The 14,149-nt window shown below is 71.6% G+C and carries 15 protein-coding genes; 5 read left to right on the top strand and 10 right to left on the bottom strand.

Annotation, left to right across the window (positions count from 1 at the left end; genetic code table 11):
- Positions 1-136 precede the first annotated feature (136 nt).
- Positions 137-1,825, top strand: a complete 1,689-nt coding sequence (locus JF781_RS09915) for a hypothetical protein (protein WP_225341161.1) — start codon at positions 137-139, stop codon at positions 1,823-1,825.
- A gap of 4 nt (positions 1,826-1,829) precedes the next feature.
- Here the strand turns inward: JF781_RS09915 and JF781_RS09920 are convergent, their stop codons facing one another.
- Positions 1,830-2,858, bottom strand: coding sequence for an NAD-dependent epimerase/dehydratase family protein (locus JF781_RS09920; protein WP_225328820.1), 1,029 nt, complete (start codon positions 2,856-2,858; stop codon positions 1,830-1,832).
- Positions 2,855-3,631, bottom strand: coding sequence for an S-methyl-5'-thioadenosine phosphorylase (locus JF781_RS09925; protein ID WP_225328819.1), 777 nt, complete (start codon positions 3,629-3,631; stop codon positions 2,855-2,857). Before JF781_RS09925 ends, JF781_RS09920 begins: the two co-directional genes overlap by 4 nt.
- Positions 3,632-3,715: 84 nt before the next feature.
- On the opposite strand from JF781_RS09925, the gene JF781_RS09930 reads away from it, so the two are divergent.
- Positions 3,716-4,588 (top strand): 1,4-dihydroxy-2-naphthoate polyprenyltransferase, encoded by an 873-nt coding sequence (locus tag JF781_RS09930; protein WP_225328826.1) that lies wholly within the window; start codon positions 3,716-3,718, stop codon positions 4,586-4,588.
- Between the two features lie 82 nt (positions 4,589-4,670).
- Entirely contained in the window at positions 4,671-5,678 is a 1,008-nt protein-coding gene (locus JF781_RS09935) for a beta-ketoacyl-ACP synthase III (protein ID WP_008261082.1), read from the top strand.
- A gap of 4 nt (positions 5,679-5,682) precedes the next feature.
- Here JF781_RS09935 and JF781_RS09940 read toward each other — a convergent pair whose 3' ends face one another.
- Positions 5,683-6,054: a DUF4229 domain-containing protein gene (locus tag JF781_RS09940; RefSeq protein WP_225328818.1), complete on the bottom strand. Its 372-nt coding sequence runs from the start codon at positions 6,052-6,054 to the stop codon at positions 5,683-5,685.
- Positions 6,055-6,100: 46 nt separating this feature from the next.
- Here JF781_RS09940 and JF781_RS09945 point away from each other — a divergent pair, with 46 nt between their 5' ends.
- Positions 6,101-6,262, top strand: a complete 162-nt coding sequence (locus JF781_RS09945) for a hypothetical protein (protein ID WP_225328817.1) — start codon at positions 6,101-6,103, stop codon at positions 6,260-6,262.
- Positions 6,263-6,281: 19 nt separating this feature from the next.
- Here JF781_RS09945 and JF781_RS09950 read toward each other — a convergent pair whose 3' ends face one another.
- The 7 genes from JF781_RS09950 to hemL all read right to left on the bottom strand — a co-directional run bounded on the left by JF781_RS09950 (position 6,282) and on the right by hemL (position 13,645).
- Complete coding sequence (locus JF781_RS09950; RefSeq protein ID WP_225328816.1) at positions 6,282-7,601, bottom strand: MinD/ParA family protein; 1,320 nt, start codon at positions 7,599-7,601, stop codon at positions 6,282-6,284.
- 82 nt (positions 7,602-7,683) lie between these two features.
- On the bottom strand, positions 7,684-8,661 hold the full coding sequence (ccsB, locus tag JF781_RS09955; RefSeq protein WP_225328815.1) for a c-type cytochrome biogenesis protein CcsB: 978 nt from the start codon (positions 8,659-8,661) through the stop codon (positions 7,684-7,686).
- Positions 8,658-10,250: a cytochrome c biogenesis protein ResB gene (locus tag JF781_RS09960; RefSeq protein ID WP_225328825.1), complete on the bottom strand. Its 1,593-nt coding sequence runs from the start codon at positions 10,248-10,250 to the stop codon at positions 8,658-8,660. Before JF781_RS09960 ends, ccsB begins: the two co-directional genes overlap by 4 nt.
- A 59-nt stretch (positions 10,251-10,309) precedes the next feature.
- Positions 10,310-11,089, bottom strand: a complete 780-nt coding sequence (locus tag JF781_RS09965) for a cytochrome c biogenesis CcdA family protein (protein ID WP_225328814.1) — start codon at positions 11,087-11,089, stop codon at positions 10,310-10,312.
- Entirely contained in the window at positions 11,086-11,670 is a 585-nt protein-coding gene (locus JF781_RS09970; RefSeq protein ID WP_225328813.1) for a TlpA disulfide reductase family protein, read from the bottom strand. The genes JF781_RS09965 and JF781_RS09970 overlap by 4 nt, the downstream gene beginning before the upstream one ends.
- 17 nt (positions 11,671-11,687) lie before the next feature.
- A complete protein-coding gene (locus JF781_RS09975) occupies positions 11,688-12,296 on the bottom strand; it encodes a histidine phosphatase family protein (RefSeq protein WP_225328812.1) in 609 nt (202 codons plus the stop codon).
- Complete coding sequence (gene hemL, locus JF781_RS09980) at positions 12,296-13,645, bottom strand: glutamate-1-semialdehyde 2,1-aminomutase (RefSeq protein ID WP_225328811.1); 1,350 nt, start codon at positions 13,643-13,645, stop codon at positions 12,296-12,298. Before hemL ends, JF781_RS09975 begins: the two co-directional genes overlap by 1 nt.
- A gap of 104 nt (positions 13,646-13,749) precedes the next feature.
- Here hemL and JF781_RS09985 point away from each other — a divergent pair, with 104 nt between their 5' ends.
- Positions 13,750-14,145 carry a nitroreductase family deazaflavin-dependent oxidoreductase gene (locus tag JF781_RS09985; protein ID WP_225328810.1) on the top strand — a complete coding sequence of 132 codons (396 nt, stop codon included), beginning with the start codon at positions 13,750-13,752 and terminating at the stop codon, positions 14,143-14,145.
- The last annotated feature ends 4 nt before the right edge of the window (positions 14,146-14,149 follow it).

Below are 14,149 nucleotides of genomic sequence, written 5' to 3' on the forward strand. Positions count from 1 at the left end.
CCGGTCCCCGCCACCGCCACGGCAGCCGAACGGAGAATATGTTCGCAAGCGAGCAGTGCAGGCGGCTCGGCAGGGTATTCCCCCGCCGGACACCGGCAACTGCGCCGAAAATGGTTGTCCTTGAATCCCGGGGGGCATGGTGAGCCAGAGCAGCGACGACACGCCAACCGGCCCCATCGGGGCCCGGGCCCAGCAGGCGCCCGCGCCCCGCATCATCCGCCCGCACGCCACGGGCGCCACGGCGCCCGCCGCCGGGGGGACGGGACGGCGCCGGGCCATCGTCAGCGACGCGACCGCGGCGGTGCTGCTGGTCGTCGCCGTGTTCCTGCCCTGGAATCTGTACTTCGGCGTCGGGATTCCCGACAGCAATCCGGCCCTGTTCGCGCTGCTGCTCGCCGTCACGGTGCTGGCCGTCGCCGCCCTCGCGGTGGCCGGGTCGTGGAGGTCGTCCGGCGCGCGGTCCGGCCCTGAGCGGCTTCGGTTGGCGCTCAACGTCCCCTATCTGCTGCTGGTGCTCGGATTCGTCGTGTTCGACGCGTACGAGACCGTGCGGTTCGGGGGCACGGTCACCGTGCCAGGTGGCGTGGGGCCGGGGGCGTGGGTCGGCGTCGCCGGCGCGTTGTTGAGTGCCCAAGCGGTGCCGGCGGTCCCGGCGGGTGACGAGTACACCGGTTGGCACCGGTCCGCCCGGATCATCGGCGCGGTGTCGATGCTCGCGGCGGTGCTCAGCTTCGGTTTCAACCTGTACTGGCGGGTGCGCTACGCGCTGCAAAGCACCAGCGGCGCGGCCGAATTCGGCAAGCAGAACGTCGCGGTGATCGCCACCGCGGTGGTGTACGGGGTGGTGGCGCTGGTCGCGGTCCTGGTCGCCTCGAGGTGGCTGCTGCAGCGCACCCGCGCGAGCCGGCTGACCACCGTCGCGCTCGGCGCGTCGACGTTAATCGCGGGGATTCTGGTGTGGATCCTGCCCGCCGGTCGCGACCTCGACGCGTTCCACGGCATCGCGCAGAACACCTCGACCGCCGGCGTCGGGTTCGAGGGCTACCTGGCGTGGGCCGCCGGCGCGGCCATCTTCGCGCCGCGGGCCCTGTTCGGTCAGCGAAACCCGTCGCCGACGGAGGAATCCGCGTGGCGCGCGGCGACCCGAAACGGCTTGCTGCTCATCGCCGTTTGGGCCGTGGGGTCGATCGCGATGCGGCTCACCGACCTCGTTGTCGGCATCGTCCTGAACTATCCGTTCTCCCGGTACGACAGCGTCGTGCTGGCCGTCTTCGATCTGGTGACCGCGGCCCTGGCGATCTGGCTGCGCCGCAGCCTGGCCAACCTCTCCGCGCGACTGGTCACGTCGCTGTGCGGGCTGGTCGTCGCCCTCAGCGTCGCCCGCGTGATCGTCGGCGTCGCGCTGGCGCCGCGGTTCGCGGAATCGCCCAATTCGCCTGCGCGGCACCCGGTCTACGGCAACGATCTCGCCCAGCAGATCACCAGCACCTTCGACGTGACGCTGTGCGGCCTGGCGCTGGGCATCCTGGCGGCCGCCGTCGTGGCCGGGCAACTGCGCGGGCGACGGCTGGCTCGCCGCGCCGCCCGCAGGCGCGCGGCCGACGCCAATGCGGCGGCACCGACGACCCGGGTGCGGGTGGGCCAGGCCGCCGCGCCGTCGGCCGCGGCCACTACCCGCATCCCCACCGGAGGCGCCGAGAGCGACCCGCCCACCGCGGAGATACCGCCGCTGGCCGGCTCACCCAGGATCTTTCGCGGCGACGACTCCGGCACGCGGCAGATACCGGTTCCGAAGCCGCAGATCTACCGCCCGCCGCAGGCGTAGCGGTTCAGCGCAGCGGCGCGAACGCGAATTCGCGTAACCCGTCGCGCGGTAGGACGGCCGCGCGAAACCCCAGCACCTCGGCGGCCCGGGACGGGTCGGCGACGATGTGGCGCACGTCGCCGCTGCGGTACTGGCCGGTGATCACCGGGGACAGCGAACCGCCCCGCGCCTCGCACAGCGCGGCGGCCACCTCCAAGATCGAAATGGGTTGCCCCGAGCAGACATTGGCCGCGAGAAAACCCTCGTCATGTTGCAGCGCCGCGACGTTGGCGGCGGCCACGTCATCGACGTGCACGAAGTCGCGCATCTGACCGCCGTCCTCGAAAACCCTTGGCGGATCGCCCTTTTCCAGCGATGACCGGAAGATCGCCGCCACGCCCGAATACGGGGTGTCGCGGGGCATGCCGGGGCCGTAGACGTTGTGGTAGCGCAGCGCCACCACCGAGCCGCCGGTGGCCTCCGACCAGGCCAGCGCGTAATGCTCCTGCGCGGTCTTGCTGGCCGCGTACAGGCTGCGCGGCCGCAGGCAGGCGTCTTCGCCGACGAGGCGCCAGGCCAGCTCCTCCCCGCCGGCCGGGCACCGGTGCTCGAAGGTCCCGGCGTCGAGGTCCGCGCGCCGCCGCGGCAGCGGCTCCACGCGTCCGTGCCGCTGGCAGTGATAACTCCCCTGCCCGTACACCACCATCGACGACGCCAGCACCAGGCGCCGCACCCCGGCGGCGAACATCTGCGCCAGCAACACCGTGGTGGCCAGATCGTTGTGGCCGCCGTAGGCGGGCGCGTCGGCGGCGTCCACCCCCGCGCCCACCATCGCCGCCTGATGACACACCACGTCCACGCCGTCCAGCAGCGGGGCCAGCGCGTCGGCGTCGCGCACGTCGACCCGGTGACATCCCTTCGGCGGCACCGGATTTGGGCCGTGCGCGGCGGGCAGCAGAATATCGACGGCGACGACGTCGTGGCCGGCGGCGCGCAGCGCGGCGCCCACCCGCGAGCCGATGAACCCGGCCGCGCCGGTCAACAGCACCCTCACGGCAGCTCGATGGGCAGCGTCACGCCGGTGTGCGGCAGGCAGTGCGTGCAGGTGCGGTCGGCGGCGACCCGGCCGATGGCCGCGCGCACCAGCGCCTTGAAGGGTCCGATGTTGCGTTCGAATTCGGCGAACACGTCGACGGTCCGCACGCCCTCCCCGGCGCTCACGCCGGCGTCCAGGTCTGTGACCAAAGCGATTGGCGCGTAACAGATTTCGAGCTCCCGGGCGAGCACCGCCTCCGGGTATCCGGTCATGTTCACCAGCGCGAACCCGGCCGAGGCGAACCACCGGCTTTCGGCGCGGGTGGAAAAGCGCGGCCCCTGGATCACCACCATGGTGCCGCCGTCGACCACGTCGGGGACCTCGGTGACCGCGGCGCGCAGCGTCGGGCAGTACGGATCGGCGAAGTCGACGTGGATGCCGCCGGAATCGAAATAGGTGTCGGCGCGGCCCCGGGTGCGATCGACCAGCTGATCGGGCACCACGATGGAGCCCGGGCCGAGTTCGGGTTTGAGGCTGCCGACCGCGCACGGCGCGAGCACCCGCCGCACGCCGAGTTTGCGCAGGGCCCACATGTTGGCCCGGTACGGCACGGTGTGCGCGGAGAACTCGTGCTTGGCGCCGTGACGGGGCAGGAACGCGACGTCGTGTCCCTCGACGGCGCCGACGGTGACCGGGGCGCTGGGCGCTCCGTAGGGGGTGTCGACCGTGACGTCCTCGGCGTCGGATCCGAAGAAGGTGTAGAAGCCGCTGCCGCCGATGACTCCGAGCATCCGACCATTGTGGGCCATGACGTCGGCGTGACCGCGGGTGCGGGGCGCGCGGCCGCGCGGCCCGCACCCTGGCAGGATGGCGTTGTGGCCAATCTCGGGCAGTGGGTTTCGGGTGCGCGGCCGCGGACGTTGCCCAACGCGGTGGCGCCGGTCGTCGCCGGCACCGGCGCCGCGGCCTGGTTGGGATCCGCGGTGTGGTGGAAGGCGCTGCTGGCGCTGGCCGTCGCGCTCGCACTGACCGTCGGCGTCAACTACGCCAACGACTACTCCGACGGCATCCGCGGCACCGATGACGACCGGGCCGGCCCGGTGCGCCTGGTCGGCTCGCGGCTCGCGGCCCCGCGCGCGGTGCTGGGCGCCGCCGTCGCGAGCCTGACAATCGGGGCGCTCGCCGGGTTAGCGCTGGCGCTGTGCAGCGCGCCGTGGCTGATCGCGGTCGGTGCGGCCTGCATCGCCGGGGCGTGGCTGTACACCGGCGGCTCGAAACCCTACGGCTACGCCGGTTTTGGCGAGGTCGCGGTGTTCCTGTTCTTCGGCCTGGTCGCCGTGCTCGGCACCCAGTACACGCAGGCGTTGCGGGTGGACTGGGTCGGTCTGCTGCTGGCGGTGTCGATCGGGGCGCTGTCGTCGTCGGTGCTGGTGGCCAACAACCTGCGCGACATCCCCACCGACGCGCGGTCGGGCAAGGTCACCCTCGCGGTGCGGTTGGGCGATGCCCGCACCCGCATCCTGTATCAGGCGCTGCTGGGCACCGCCGCAGTGCTGACCCTGGTGCTCGTGGTGGCCACGCCGTGGTGCGCCGTGGGGCTGGTGGCCACGCCCCTGGCCCTGCGCGCCACGGCCCCGGTGCGATCCGGCCGCGGCGGCCCGGAGCTGATCCCGGTGCTGCGCGATACCGGCCTGGCGATGGTGGTGTGGGCGATCGCGGTGGCGGCGGCGCTGGCTATGGGTACCTAGAGTGCGAGCAGACGTAAAGGCACCCGAAAACCGCGCTTTTGCGGTACTTTTGCGTCTGCCCCGGGGATAGCGAAGGACCGCAATGAAGCAGATTTCCGCGACCAGCGGGCCCACCAACATCGGCTTGCTCAGCGTCGGGTCATACCGCCCCGAACGCGTGGTGACAAACGACGAGCTCTGCGAAAACATCGACTCCTCCGACGAGTGGATCTATTCGCGCACCGGGATCAAGACGCGCCGGTTCGCCGCGCGCGACGAATCCGCCGCCTCGATGGCGACCGAGGCCGGGCGGGAGGCGATCGCCAAGGCGTCCCTCGAGGCGTCCGACATCGACTGCGTCATCGTGGCCACCAGCACCCATCTCCTGCAGACCCCCGCATGCGCCCCCGCGGTCGCGGCGGCGTTGGGCGCCACCGGGGTGCCCGCCTTCGACATCTCGGCGGGCTGCGCCGGGTTCGGGTACGCGCTGGGCGTCGCGGCCGACATGATCCGCGGTGGGACCGCCGCCAGGGTGCTGGTCCTGGGCTCGGAGAAGCTGTCCCCCACGATCGACATGCAAGACCGGAGCAACTGCTTCATCTTCGCCGACGGCGCGGCCGGCGTGGTGGTGGGCGAGACGCCCACGCAGGGCATCGGGCCGACCGTCTGGGGTAGTGACGGCAACCAGGCCAGCGCCATCCGCCAGGACATCGACTGGCTCGACTACCTGGAGAATCCCACCGGCCCGCGCCCCTTCCTCCGGCTCGAGGGCAGCGCGGTCTTCCGCTGGGCGGCTTTCGAGATGGGCAAGGTCGGCCAGCAGGCCATGGACGCGGCGGGGATCCGGCCCGACGAGATCGACGTCTTCGTGCCGCACCAGGCCAACAGCCGAATCAACGAGATTTTGGCCAAGAGCCTCGAGTTGCGGCCGGACGCGGTGATCGCCAACGACATCGAGCACACCGGCAACACCTCGGCGGCGTCCATCCCGTTGGCCATGGCCGAGGTGCTGGCGACCGGGGCCGCCAAGGCCGGCGACCTGGCCCTGCTGATCGGTTACGGCGCCGGCCTGAGCTATGCCGCCCAGGTCGTCCGGCTGCCCAACGGCTGACCCGTCACCCGTCGTCGCGCGGCTCGTCGGGCGTTGCGTCCCCGTGCAGCCGGGCCTGCAGCAGCTCGCGCTCCCGTCGGCGCCGTTCACCGGCGACCGCCAGCGCCGCGGTGGCGCGTCGGCGCAGCGGCCCGAACACCCAGATGCCCAACGGCATCGCGATGACCAGGGCGAACAGCGCCGCCACCACGAGGGGGAATTGCGTGATGCCCGCCAGCCGCGCGACGCCGTAGATCACGGCGGTGAGCACGACCGCCAGCAGCAACCGCGCCGCCATGTATGCCAAAACGGGGACGACGACGTGGTTCTCGGCGCTCTCGCCGCCGCCGTCGTTGCCCGGGCCCCCAGTGCTGTTGTCGCTACCTTCTTGTGACACAGCCAAAGCCTACGGCGCGGGTATATTCGCCCGAAGGAGGTGTTGTGTGCTCTACCTGCTGCTCGTCGTGATTTTGGGAACGCTGATCTACGTCGGATGGCGTGCGGCGCGGTCCCAGGCCAATCGACCGAAGACCCGCGTCATCGGGCCCGACGACGATCCGGATTTCCTGCGGCGGTTGGGCCACGGCGACAACAACCCGCGCTAGCTCAGATGGCGGCGGCCCGCTAGCCCAGGACGCCCGGGTTGCGCTGGTCGCCGGGGAAGCCGTCGGCGACGATCGCGGCCAGCTCGGTGAGCGCCTCGCGGGTCGGACGCCGCAACCGCTCCAGGTCGATCTCGGCGCCCTCCTCCAGGTGCGGGTCGAACGGCACCAGCTGGACCGCGCGGCAGCGCCGGGAGAAGTGGTCGATCACCTTGTTCATGTCGACCTTGCCGGGGCGCGGGCGCACCCCGTTGATCACCGCGATCGAATTGCGGACCAGGTCTTCGTGGCCGTGGGCGTCCAGCCAGTCCAGCGTGGCCGACGCGCTGCGCGCGCCGTCGATGGAGGCCGAGCTGACCACGACCAGGGCGTCGGCCTTGTCCAGCACCGACTTCATCACCGAGTGCAACAGGCCGGGGCCGCAGTCGGTGAGCACCAGGCCGTAGAACCGTTCCAGGATGTCCAGGATCCGCGCGTAGTCCTCGGCGCTGAACGCCTCCGAGATGGCGGGGTCCGTCTCCGACGCGAGCACCTCCAGACCGCTGGGCCCCTTCGAGGTGTAGCGGCGCACGTCGCTGTAGCGCTCGATGGTTCCGGCGTCGTGCAGCAGCTGACGCACGGTCGCGGCCGTCTCCAGCGGGATCTTCTGGCTCAGCGTGCCGCGGTCGGGGTTGGCGTCCACGGCCACCACCCGGTCACCGCGGATGGAGGCGAAGGTGGCGCCCAGCGTCGCGGCGATCGTTGTCTTGCCGACGCCGCCCTTCAGCGACAGGAACGCCACCCGATACGAGCCCCGCAACGGCCGGTTCACCTGGGCGACCAGGTTGTTGTAGCGGCTGGCGCGGGGGCTTTCGCCCAGGTTGATCAGCCCGCCGGAGGCCTTGTACAGCAGCAGGCGCCACCCGTCGGACGGCGGCGGCTGGACGGGCCGCAGCAGCATGCCGGTGGACAGCTCCGGGTACGGCGTGTGCGGGAGGTGCTCGGGGCGCTGCGGCGCCCCCTGCATCTGGGTGGGCGGAGCGTCGGGCCCGGCGTAATAGGCGCCGTAGGCCGTCGGGTCGACGCGCGGGATGCCGGTGACCGGGGTGGAGTCCCACGGCGGCATGGCGCCGGGCCGGGGCGCCGTCGGCGGGGCCGCCTCCTGGTGGTGCTCGGGGCCGGGGACGCGGCGTTCGGTGCGGAATCCGGTGAAGGCGCGAGTCGGGGCGTCGGCACCCGGGCCGCCCGACTCCGACGGCGGTTGGGCCGCGTCCTGCTTGCCGGCCGCCGGTGACGTCTGTGGGGGAATTTGCGTGGTTGGTTGGTCGGGCGCCCCCACGCCCGCCGTTGGATGCTCGGACACTGCATTCCCCCTTGTTGTGCGCTTGGTTGTGCGCTATTCCGTTGTGTGCGCTGGTCGGGGCGCCTGTTCGGCTAGTTCGGTCTCACCCCACGCCCGCATAAGAATGCAGGCCGACAGTCACCAGATTAACGAAGAACAAATTGAAGACCATCGCCACGAACCCCGCGACGTTGATCCAGGCGGCCTTGCGGTCCCGCCACCCGGCGGTCGACCTGGCGTGCAGGTAGGCGGCGTAAATCACCCACGCGACGAAGGACACGGTCTCTTTGGGGTCCCAGCCCCAATACCTGCCCCAGGCTTCCTCGGCCCAGATGGCCCCGAAGATGACACCGAAGCCGAACACCGGGAACGCGAAGATCGTGGTGCGGTAGGCGATGCGGTCCAGGGTTTCCGCGTCCGGGAAGCGCCGCACCAGCCGGGCCGGAGCGCTGTCGGTGTCGGGATCACCGAGCCGCGAGGTGCGCAGCAGGAACAGGATGCTGGCGATCCCGGCGACCAGGAACACGCCGGATCCCAGGCTGACCACCGACACGTGGATGGGCAGCCAGTAGGACTGCAGCGCGGGCATCACCGGCGCGGCGTTGGTGTAGAGCCAGCGTCCGGACACCGTGAGCAGGATCAGCACCGGCAGCAGCAGAAAGACCCACAGCGGGCGGTATTGGGGGCGGCGTAGCACGACCGCCCCGGCGATCAACCCGCACAGGCAGGTCAGGTTGATGAATTCGTACATGTTGCCCCACGGCACCCGCACCGTGGCCAGGCCGCGCAGCACCAGGCAGGCCAGCAGCAGGCCGGTGCCCAGGTACACCACGGACAACCCGGCGCGCCCGACGCGCTCGTCGAGCGGGCGCTGGGTGGTCTGTTCGACCACGCCGGGGGTGGCGGAGTCGGCGCTGACCGCGCCGGCCAGCACCCGGTCGCGCTGGTCGGCTCGGCGCCCGCCGGCGTACGCCAGCTCGAAGGCCAGCAGCAGCAGCGCGATGACGAGCGCGACGACGGCCGACGTGAACGCCCAGTCGGAGTAGCGCGCCAGCTCGATGTTGACGTGCAGCGTGTTCATGTGACGTCCACCTGAGAACTCCTTTGGGACGCGGGGGGCGTCTCGGCGCGGCCGGCCTCCAGTCCGTCCAGCAACCGCTCGGTCAATCGCTCGAACTCGTCGCCCCACCCGGAGTTGTCGGTGCGCGCCAGCCCGCCCAGCTCGACGTTCACCGTACCGGGTGCCCCGCCGGCGTCGGGCGTCAGACGGACCCACACCCGGCGGCGGCGCACCAGCAGCGACACCAGCAGGCCGCCCATCATGGTGATCGCGAAGACGAGCACCCAGGTCTGGCCCGGGTCGTGGGAAACCTGGAGGTTGACGAACGGGACGGCGCCGACGAAGCGGATCTCGGTGCCCGCCGCCGGCCCCTGGTCGATCCGGACCGCCTGGCCCGCGCGCAGGTTGACCCGCTTCTCCTTGGTCAGCCGGCCCTGCTCGATCAGCCGGGGATCCAGGGTGAACAGCGACTGGGGGCGTCCGGTGTCCAGGCCGGTGTCGCCGCGGTAGATGTCGACGGCCACCGCGGGCGCGTTCAGGGCCGGGAACCGCGACGACAACAGCGTGCCGTCCAGCTGTTCGGTCGGCGCCAGCAGCCCCTGGATGGCGATCTGGTGCTGGCGGCGCTCGGTCGCGTTGGGGTAGGTGCCGGCCGGCGGATCGATGCGCGCCACGCCCGAGGAGAGCAGGGTCTGCGGATTGTCGGGCCGCCACTGCACGGTCGACGTGCGGACCTGCCCGTCCGGGAACGTGACGCTGAAGGTGGGCGCGTAGCCGTGCCCCTGCAGGTACACGCGGTCACCGCCGAGCCGCAGCGGATGGTTGACCTCCAGCCGGTAATGCCGCCAGCTGTTGGCGAACAGGTCGGTGCCGGACTGGTAGGCGATGTTCGCGGCGAACGACGTGGCCTGCCCCGACGGCAGGTAGTGCGCGACGAAGTCGTCGACGCGGATGCACAGCGGGTGCAGCGAGGTGCCGTCGACGGTGTTGCCGGCCCGGAACGAGTCGAACGCGGCCGGCGAGGCGGAACAGAAGCCGGGGCCGGCGTCGGCGATGACGATCACGTTGCCCTCGTAGCCGAACAGCTTGCCGACGGCCACCGCGACCAGCAGGCCCAGCAGCGAGAAGTGGAAGACGATGTTGCCGAATTCGCGGAGGTAGCCCTTTTCCGCCGACACCTCCACGACGTCCGACGCCGCGCCGTCTTCGTGGCGGATGGCGGTGCGCCAGCCGCGCAGCCGTCCGGCGATCGCGTTCGCCAGGGTATTGAGCTCCTCGGCGCCGGCCTGGATCCGGCGGCTGGCGTGCTTGGGCAGCCGGGCCAGGTTGCGCGGGGCGGCGACGGGGGTGGACCGCAGGCTGCGGGCGTGCTCGACCATCCGCGGGGTGAGGCAGCCGACCAGGGACACGAACAGCAGCACATAAATGGCGGTGAACCAGAAGCTGGAGAACACGCTGAAGGCCTGCAACCGGTCCAGCCAGGGCCCGATCACCGGGTGCGCCTTCAGGTAGTCGTCGACCTTGCCGGCGTTGAGGCTGCGCTGCGGCAACAGCGCGCCGGGGATCGCGCCGAGCGCGAGCAGGAACAGCAGCACCAGCGCGGTGCCCATCGAGGTCAGCGCGCGCCACGTGTTGCGCGCTTTCTGCGCGAGCAGCTCTACGGGCGCGCTCAAATCGGGAGCCTCACGTCGGACACGAACGCGTCGCGCAGCCAGGAGACGAAGTCGTTCCACACCCCGGTGATCAGCAGGGCGCCGACCGTGATCAGCAGCATGCCACCGAACACCTGGATGGCCCGGGTGTGGCGGCGCAGCCAGCCCAGGCCCGCCACCGCACCGGCCGAGCCGAATGCCAACAGCACGAACGGGATTCCCAGGCCCAGGCAGTACGCGATCACCAGCACGATGCCGCGCGCCACGCTGGCGCCGTCGGTGGCCGAGGCGACGGTGATCACGCCGGCCAGCGTCGGCCCCAGGCACGGTGTCCAGCCCAACGCGAAGACCGCGCCCAGCACCGGGGCCCCGGCGACCGTGGTCAGCTGCCGCGGGCTGAACCGGGCCTGGCGTTGCAGGGCCGGGATGAGCCCGACGAACACCAGCCCCATCACGATGGTCAGCACGCCGCCGGCCCGCTGCAGCAGCAGCTGGTTGGTGATCAGCGTGGTCGTCATGCCGAGGACGGCGACGGTGCCGAGGGTGAACACCGTGGTGAACCCGGCGACGAACAGCGCCGCCGACCCGGCGACCCGCCACCGCGCCCCCGGCGGGGGTTTGAGCGCCCCCGGGGGCGGCTGTTCGTCCACGCCGACGACCGCGGCCAGATACGACAGGTAGCCGGGCACCAGCGGCACCACGCACGGCGACGCGAACGACACCAGCCCGGCCAGCAGGCACGCGCCGAGCGCCACCAAAAGCGGCCCGGCGGCGGCGAGCTGGGTGAAGCCGGTCATTCGCGGGCCATCCGCTGCACCACGGGTTGTAGGTCGGACGCCAGCATCTCGCGCAAGAAGACCGCCGCGACGCGGTGCTGGCGGTCCAGGACCAGCGTGGACGGGATCACGGTGGTGGGGTATCTGCCGCCGAACGCGATCAGGGTGCGCATGGCCGGGTCGTAGATCGACGGGAACGTGACCTGGCGGTCGTTGACGAAGTCCAGCGGCGCCTGCCGGTTGTTGTCGCGGACGTCGATGCCCAGAAACGACACCCCGGCGCCGCGGGTGGCGTCATACACCTGCTGGAGCTGGGTGACCTCGGCGCGGCACGGTCCGCACCACTGCCCCCAGATGTTGATGACCACGACCCGGCCGGCGAAGATCGGATCGTCCAGCGACATGGTGTGCGCGGGGTCGGCCAGGTCGGGGCCCGACAGCGGGCCGGGGCGGCCGCGGCTGGACGGCGGGTCGTAGTAGATGTCGGTCTTGCCGCCGGGCGAGACGAATTCGAAGGTGCCGCCCTGGGCGACCGCGTCGTGGCCGGAGGAACAGCCGGCGAGCAGGCCGGAAACCAGGGCCGCCAGCGCGGCCCCGGTCATCGCCAGCCCTCGTATGTTCAAGGGGCCGCCGGCTCGGAGTACTCGACGCCGGCCAGCCGGTCGCCGTCGTAGACCAGGGTGGTCACCGACGCGAGGCCGCATTGCCGCCGCCGCGGGTCGTGCCACAGCCGCTGACCGGTCAGGTGCAGGCGCAGCGTCCACACCGGCAGCTGGTGGCTGACGCACACCACCTCGTGGCCGGTGCCGCGGGCGCGGGCCTTGTCCACCGCCGTCTCCATGCGGGCCGCGATCTCGGTGTAGGGCTCGCCCCAGGACGGCCGGAACGGGTTGCGCAGCTGCCACCACACCCGCGGGTCGCGCCAGGCGCCGTCGCCGGGGCTGACGCGGCGGCCCTGGAAGAAGTTGGCGGACTCGATCAGGTCGGGGTCGCTGTCGACGGGAAGGCCGTGCTCGGCGGCGATGGGCGCGGCCGTTTCCTGGGCGCGCTGCAGGGGCGAGGCGATCACCGCGACGATGTCGCGGTGAGCGAGCGCGTCGGCCACCGCGGCGGCCTGCGCCCGGCCCGCGTCGGACAGGTGAAACCCGGGCAGGCGCCCGTAGAGGATGCCGCTCGGGTTGTACACCTCGCCGTGCCGCACGACGTGCACCCGGGTTTGCTCGGCCATCAGGATTTCCCCTCCTCGGCTTCGGCGGCGGCCCGCGCCGCGGCCGGCAGGGCCCCGGCGATCCGGTCGAAGGCGCCGTCGTCCAGCGCGGTCGAGACGAACCACGCCTCGAAGGCGCTGCACGGCGGGTAGACGCCCGCGTCCAGCAGCGAGTGAAAGAACGGTGGATAACGCCAGGTCTGGCTGGCCCGCGCGGACGCGAAGTCCGTGATCGGCGTGTCCGAGAAGAACACGCTGAGCATGTTGCCGGCCCGCGGAATCTGGTGCGCCACACCGGCATTCGTCAACGCCTCGGAGAACAGCCCGGCCAGGCGGTCGGCGTTGGCGTCCAGCGTCGCGTAGGCGGCGGCGTCGGCGTTGCGCAGCGTCGCCAGCCCGGCGGCCATCGCGACCGGGTTTCCCGACAGGGTGCCGGCCTGATAGACCGGGCCCAGCGGCGCCAGCCGCTCCATCACCTCGGCCCGCCCACCGAAGGCGGCGGCCGGCAACCCGCCGCTCATCACCTTGCCGAAGGTGAACAGGTCGGCATCGACGGGATCGATTCCGTACCAACCACTTCGGCTGACCCGGAAGCCCGTCATCACCTCGTCGATGATCAGCAGCGCCCGGTGTTCGGCGGTGATCGTCCGCAGCGCCGCGTTGTAGCCGGCCGCGGGGGGAACCACCCCCATGTTGCCGGGGCTGGCTTCGGTGATCACGGCGGCGATCTGGTCACCGAACCGGGCGAAGGTCTGGTGTACGGCGTCGATGTCGTTGTAGGGCAACACGATGGTGTCGGCCGCCGTCGCCCCGGTGACGCCCGGTGAGGACGGCAGCCCCAGCGTGGCCACCCCGGAGCCGGCGTCGGCGAGCAGCGCGTCGACATGGCCGTGGTAGCAGCCGGAGAACTTGATGACCTTGGCCCGGCCGGTGAAGCCGCGGGCCAGCCGCACCGCGCTCATGGTGGCCTCGGTGCCGGAGTTGACCAGCCGGATCCGCTCGACCGGGGCCACCCGCGCGATCATCTCGGCGGCCAGTTCGCTCTCGGCCGGGGTGGGCGCCCCGAACGACAGGCCCGAGGCGGCGGCCTTGGCGACGGCGTCGACCACGGCGGGGTGGGCGTGGCCCAGGATCATCGGGCCCCACGAGCAGACCAGGTCCACGTAGCGGTTGCCGTCGGCGTCGGTCAGCCAGCACCCGCCAGCCTGGGTAATGAACGGCGGTGTCCCGCCGACCGCCGTGAACGCCCGCACGGGAGAGTTGACGCCGCCGGGGATGACGGCGCAGGCGTCCTCGAACAGCCGCGCCGACACCGCCGTGGCCCGGGGGCTTCCGGTGGCGTGCGCGGTCGCCCGATCACTGCTTCCCATGACGACCAGTGTCCCAGCCTTCGCGGGCCGTCCAACTACAGGGTGTAGCAGGACGGGAACTCTCGGGGTTGTCCTGGCCCCAGGCGTGCGAGTTGGATGGGAGGATGCAGCTCCCCCAAGGACTTGCCCGGTTCAACCGTCATGTCACCAACCCGATTCAGCGGATGTGGGCCGGTTGGCTCCCGTCCTTCGGCATCGTCGAGCATGTCGGGCGGCGCTCGGGCAAGCCGTACCGCACACCCGTGAACGTCTTCCGCACCGAGGTCGACGGCAAACCCGGGGTGGCGATCCTGCTGACATATGGCCCCGACCGGGATTGGCTGAAGAATCTGTCCGCGGCGGGCGGCGGCCGGCTGCGCAGCCGGCGCAAAACCATCGGCATCGCCGATCCGCGGGTGGTCTCCAAGGCCGAGGCGGCGGCCCACCTCACGCCCGCAGCGCGACGGGTCTTCGCCAGGCTGCCGTTCGAGCAGGCGGTATTGCTCACCCGGACGTCCTGACCGC

The sequence above is a fragment of the Mycobacterium sp. WUMAC-067 genome (assembly GCF_020217485.1).
Classification (GTDB): domain Bacteria; phylum Actinomycetota; class Actinomycetes; order Mycobacteriales; family Mycobacteriaceae; genus Mycobacterium.

What these genes read in the sequence shown, in the direction of transcription:
- JF781_RS09915 (WP_225341161.1), top strand. Translation starts at nt 137, where the DNA reads ATGGTGAGCCAGAGCAGCGACGACACGCCAACCGGCCCCATCGGGGCC.
- ccsB (WP_225328815.1), bottom strand. Translation starts at nt 8,661, where the DNA reads ATGAACACGCTGCACGTCAACATCGAGCTGGCGCGCTACTCCGACTGG.
- JF781_RS09960 (WP_225328825.1), bottom strand. Translation starts at nt 10,250, where the DNA reads ATGGGCACCGCGCTGGTGCTGCTGTTCCTGCTCGCGCTCGGCGCGATC.
- hemL (WP_225328811.1), bottom strand. Translation starts at nt 13,645, where the DNA reads ATGGGAAGCAGTGATCGGGCGACCGCGCACGCCACCGGAAGCCCCCGG.
- JF781_RS09985 (WP_225328810.1), top strand. Translation starts at nt 13,750, where the DNA reads ATGCAGCTCCCCCAAGGACTTGCCCGGTTCAACCGTCATGTCACCAAC.
- JF781_RS09975 (WP_225328812.1), bottom strand. Translation starts at nt 12,296, where the DNA reads ATGGCCGAGCAAACCCGGGTGCACGTCGTGCGGCACGGCGAGGTGTAC.
- JF781_RS09965 (WP_225328814.1), bottom strand. Translation starts at nt 11,089, where the DNA reads ATGACCGGCTTCACCCAGCTCGCCGCCGCCGGGCCGCTTTTGGTGGCG.
- JF781_RS09970 (WP_225328813.1), bottom strand. Translation starts at nt 11,670, where the DNA reads ATGACCGGGGCCGCGCTGGCGGCCCTGGTTTCCGGCCTGCTCGCCGGC.
- JF781_RS09925 (WP_225328819.1), bottom strand. Translation starts at nt 3,631, where the DNA reads ATGCTCGGAGTCATCGGCGGCAGCGGCTTCTACACCTTCTTCGGATCC.
- JF781_RS09935 (WP_008261082.1), top strand. Translation starts at nt 4,671, where the DNA reads ATGAAGCAGATTTCCGCGACCAGCGGGCCCACCAACATCGGCTTGCTC.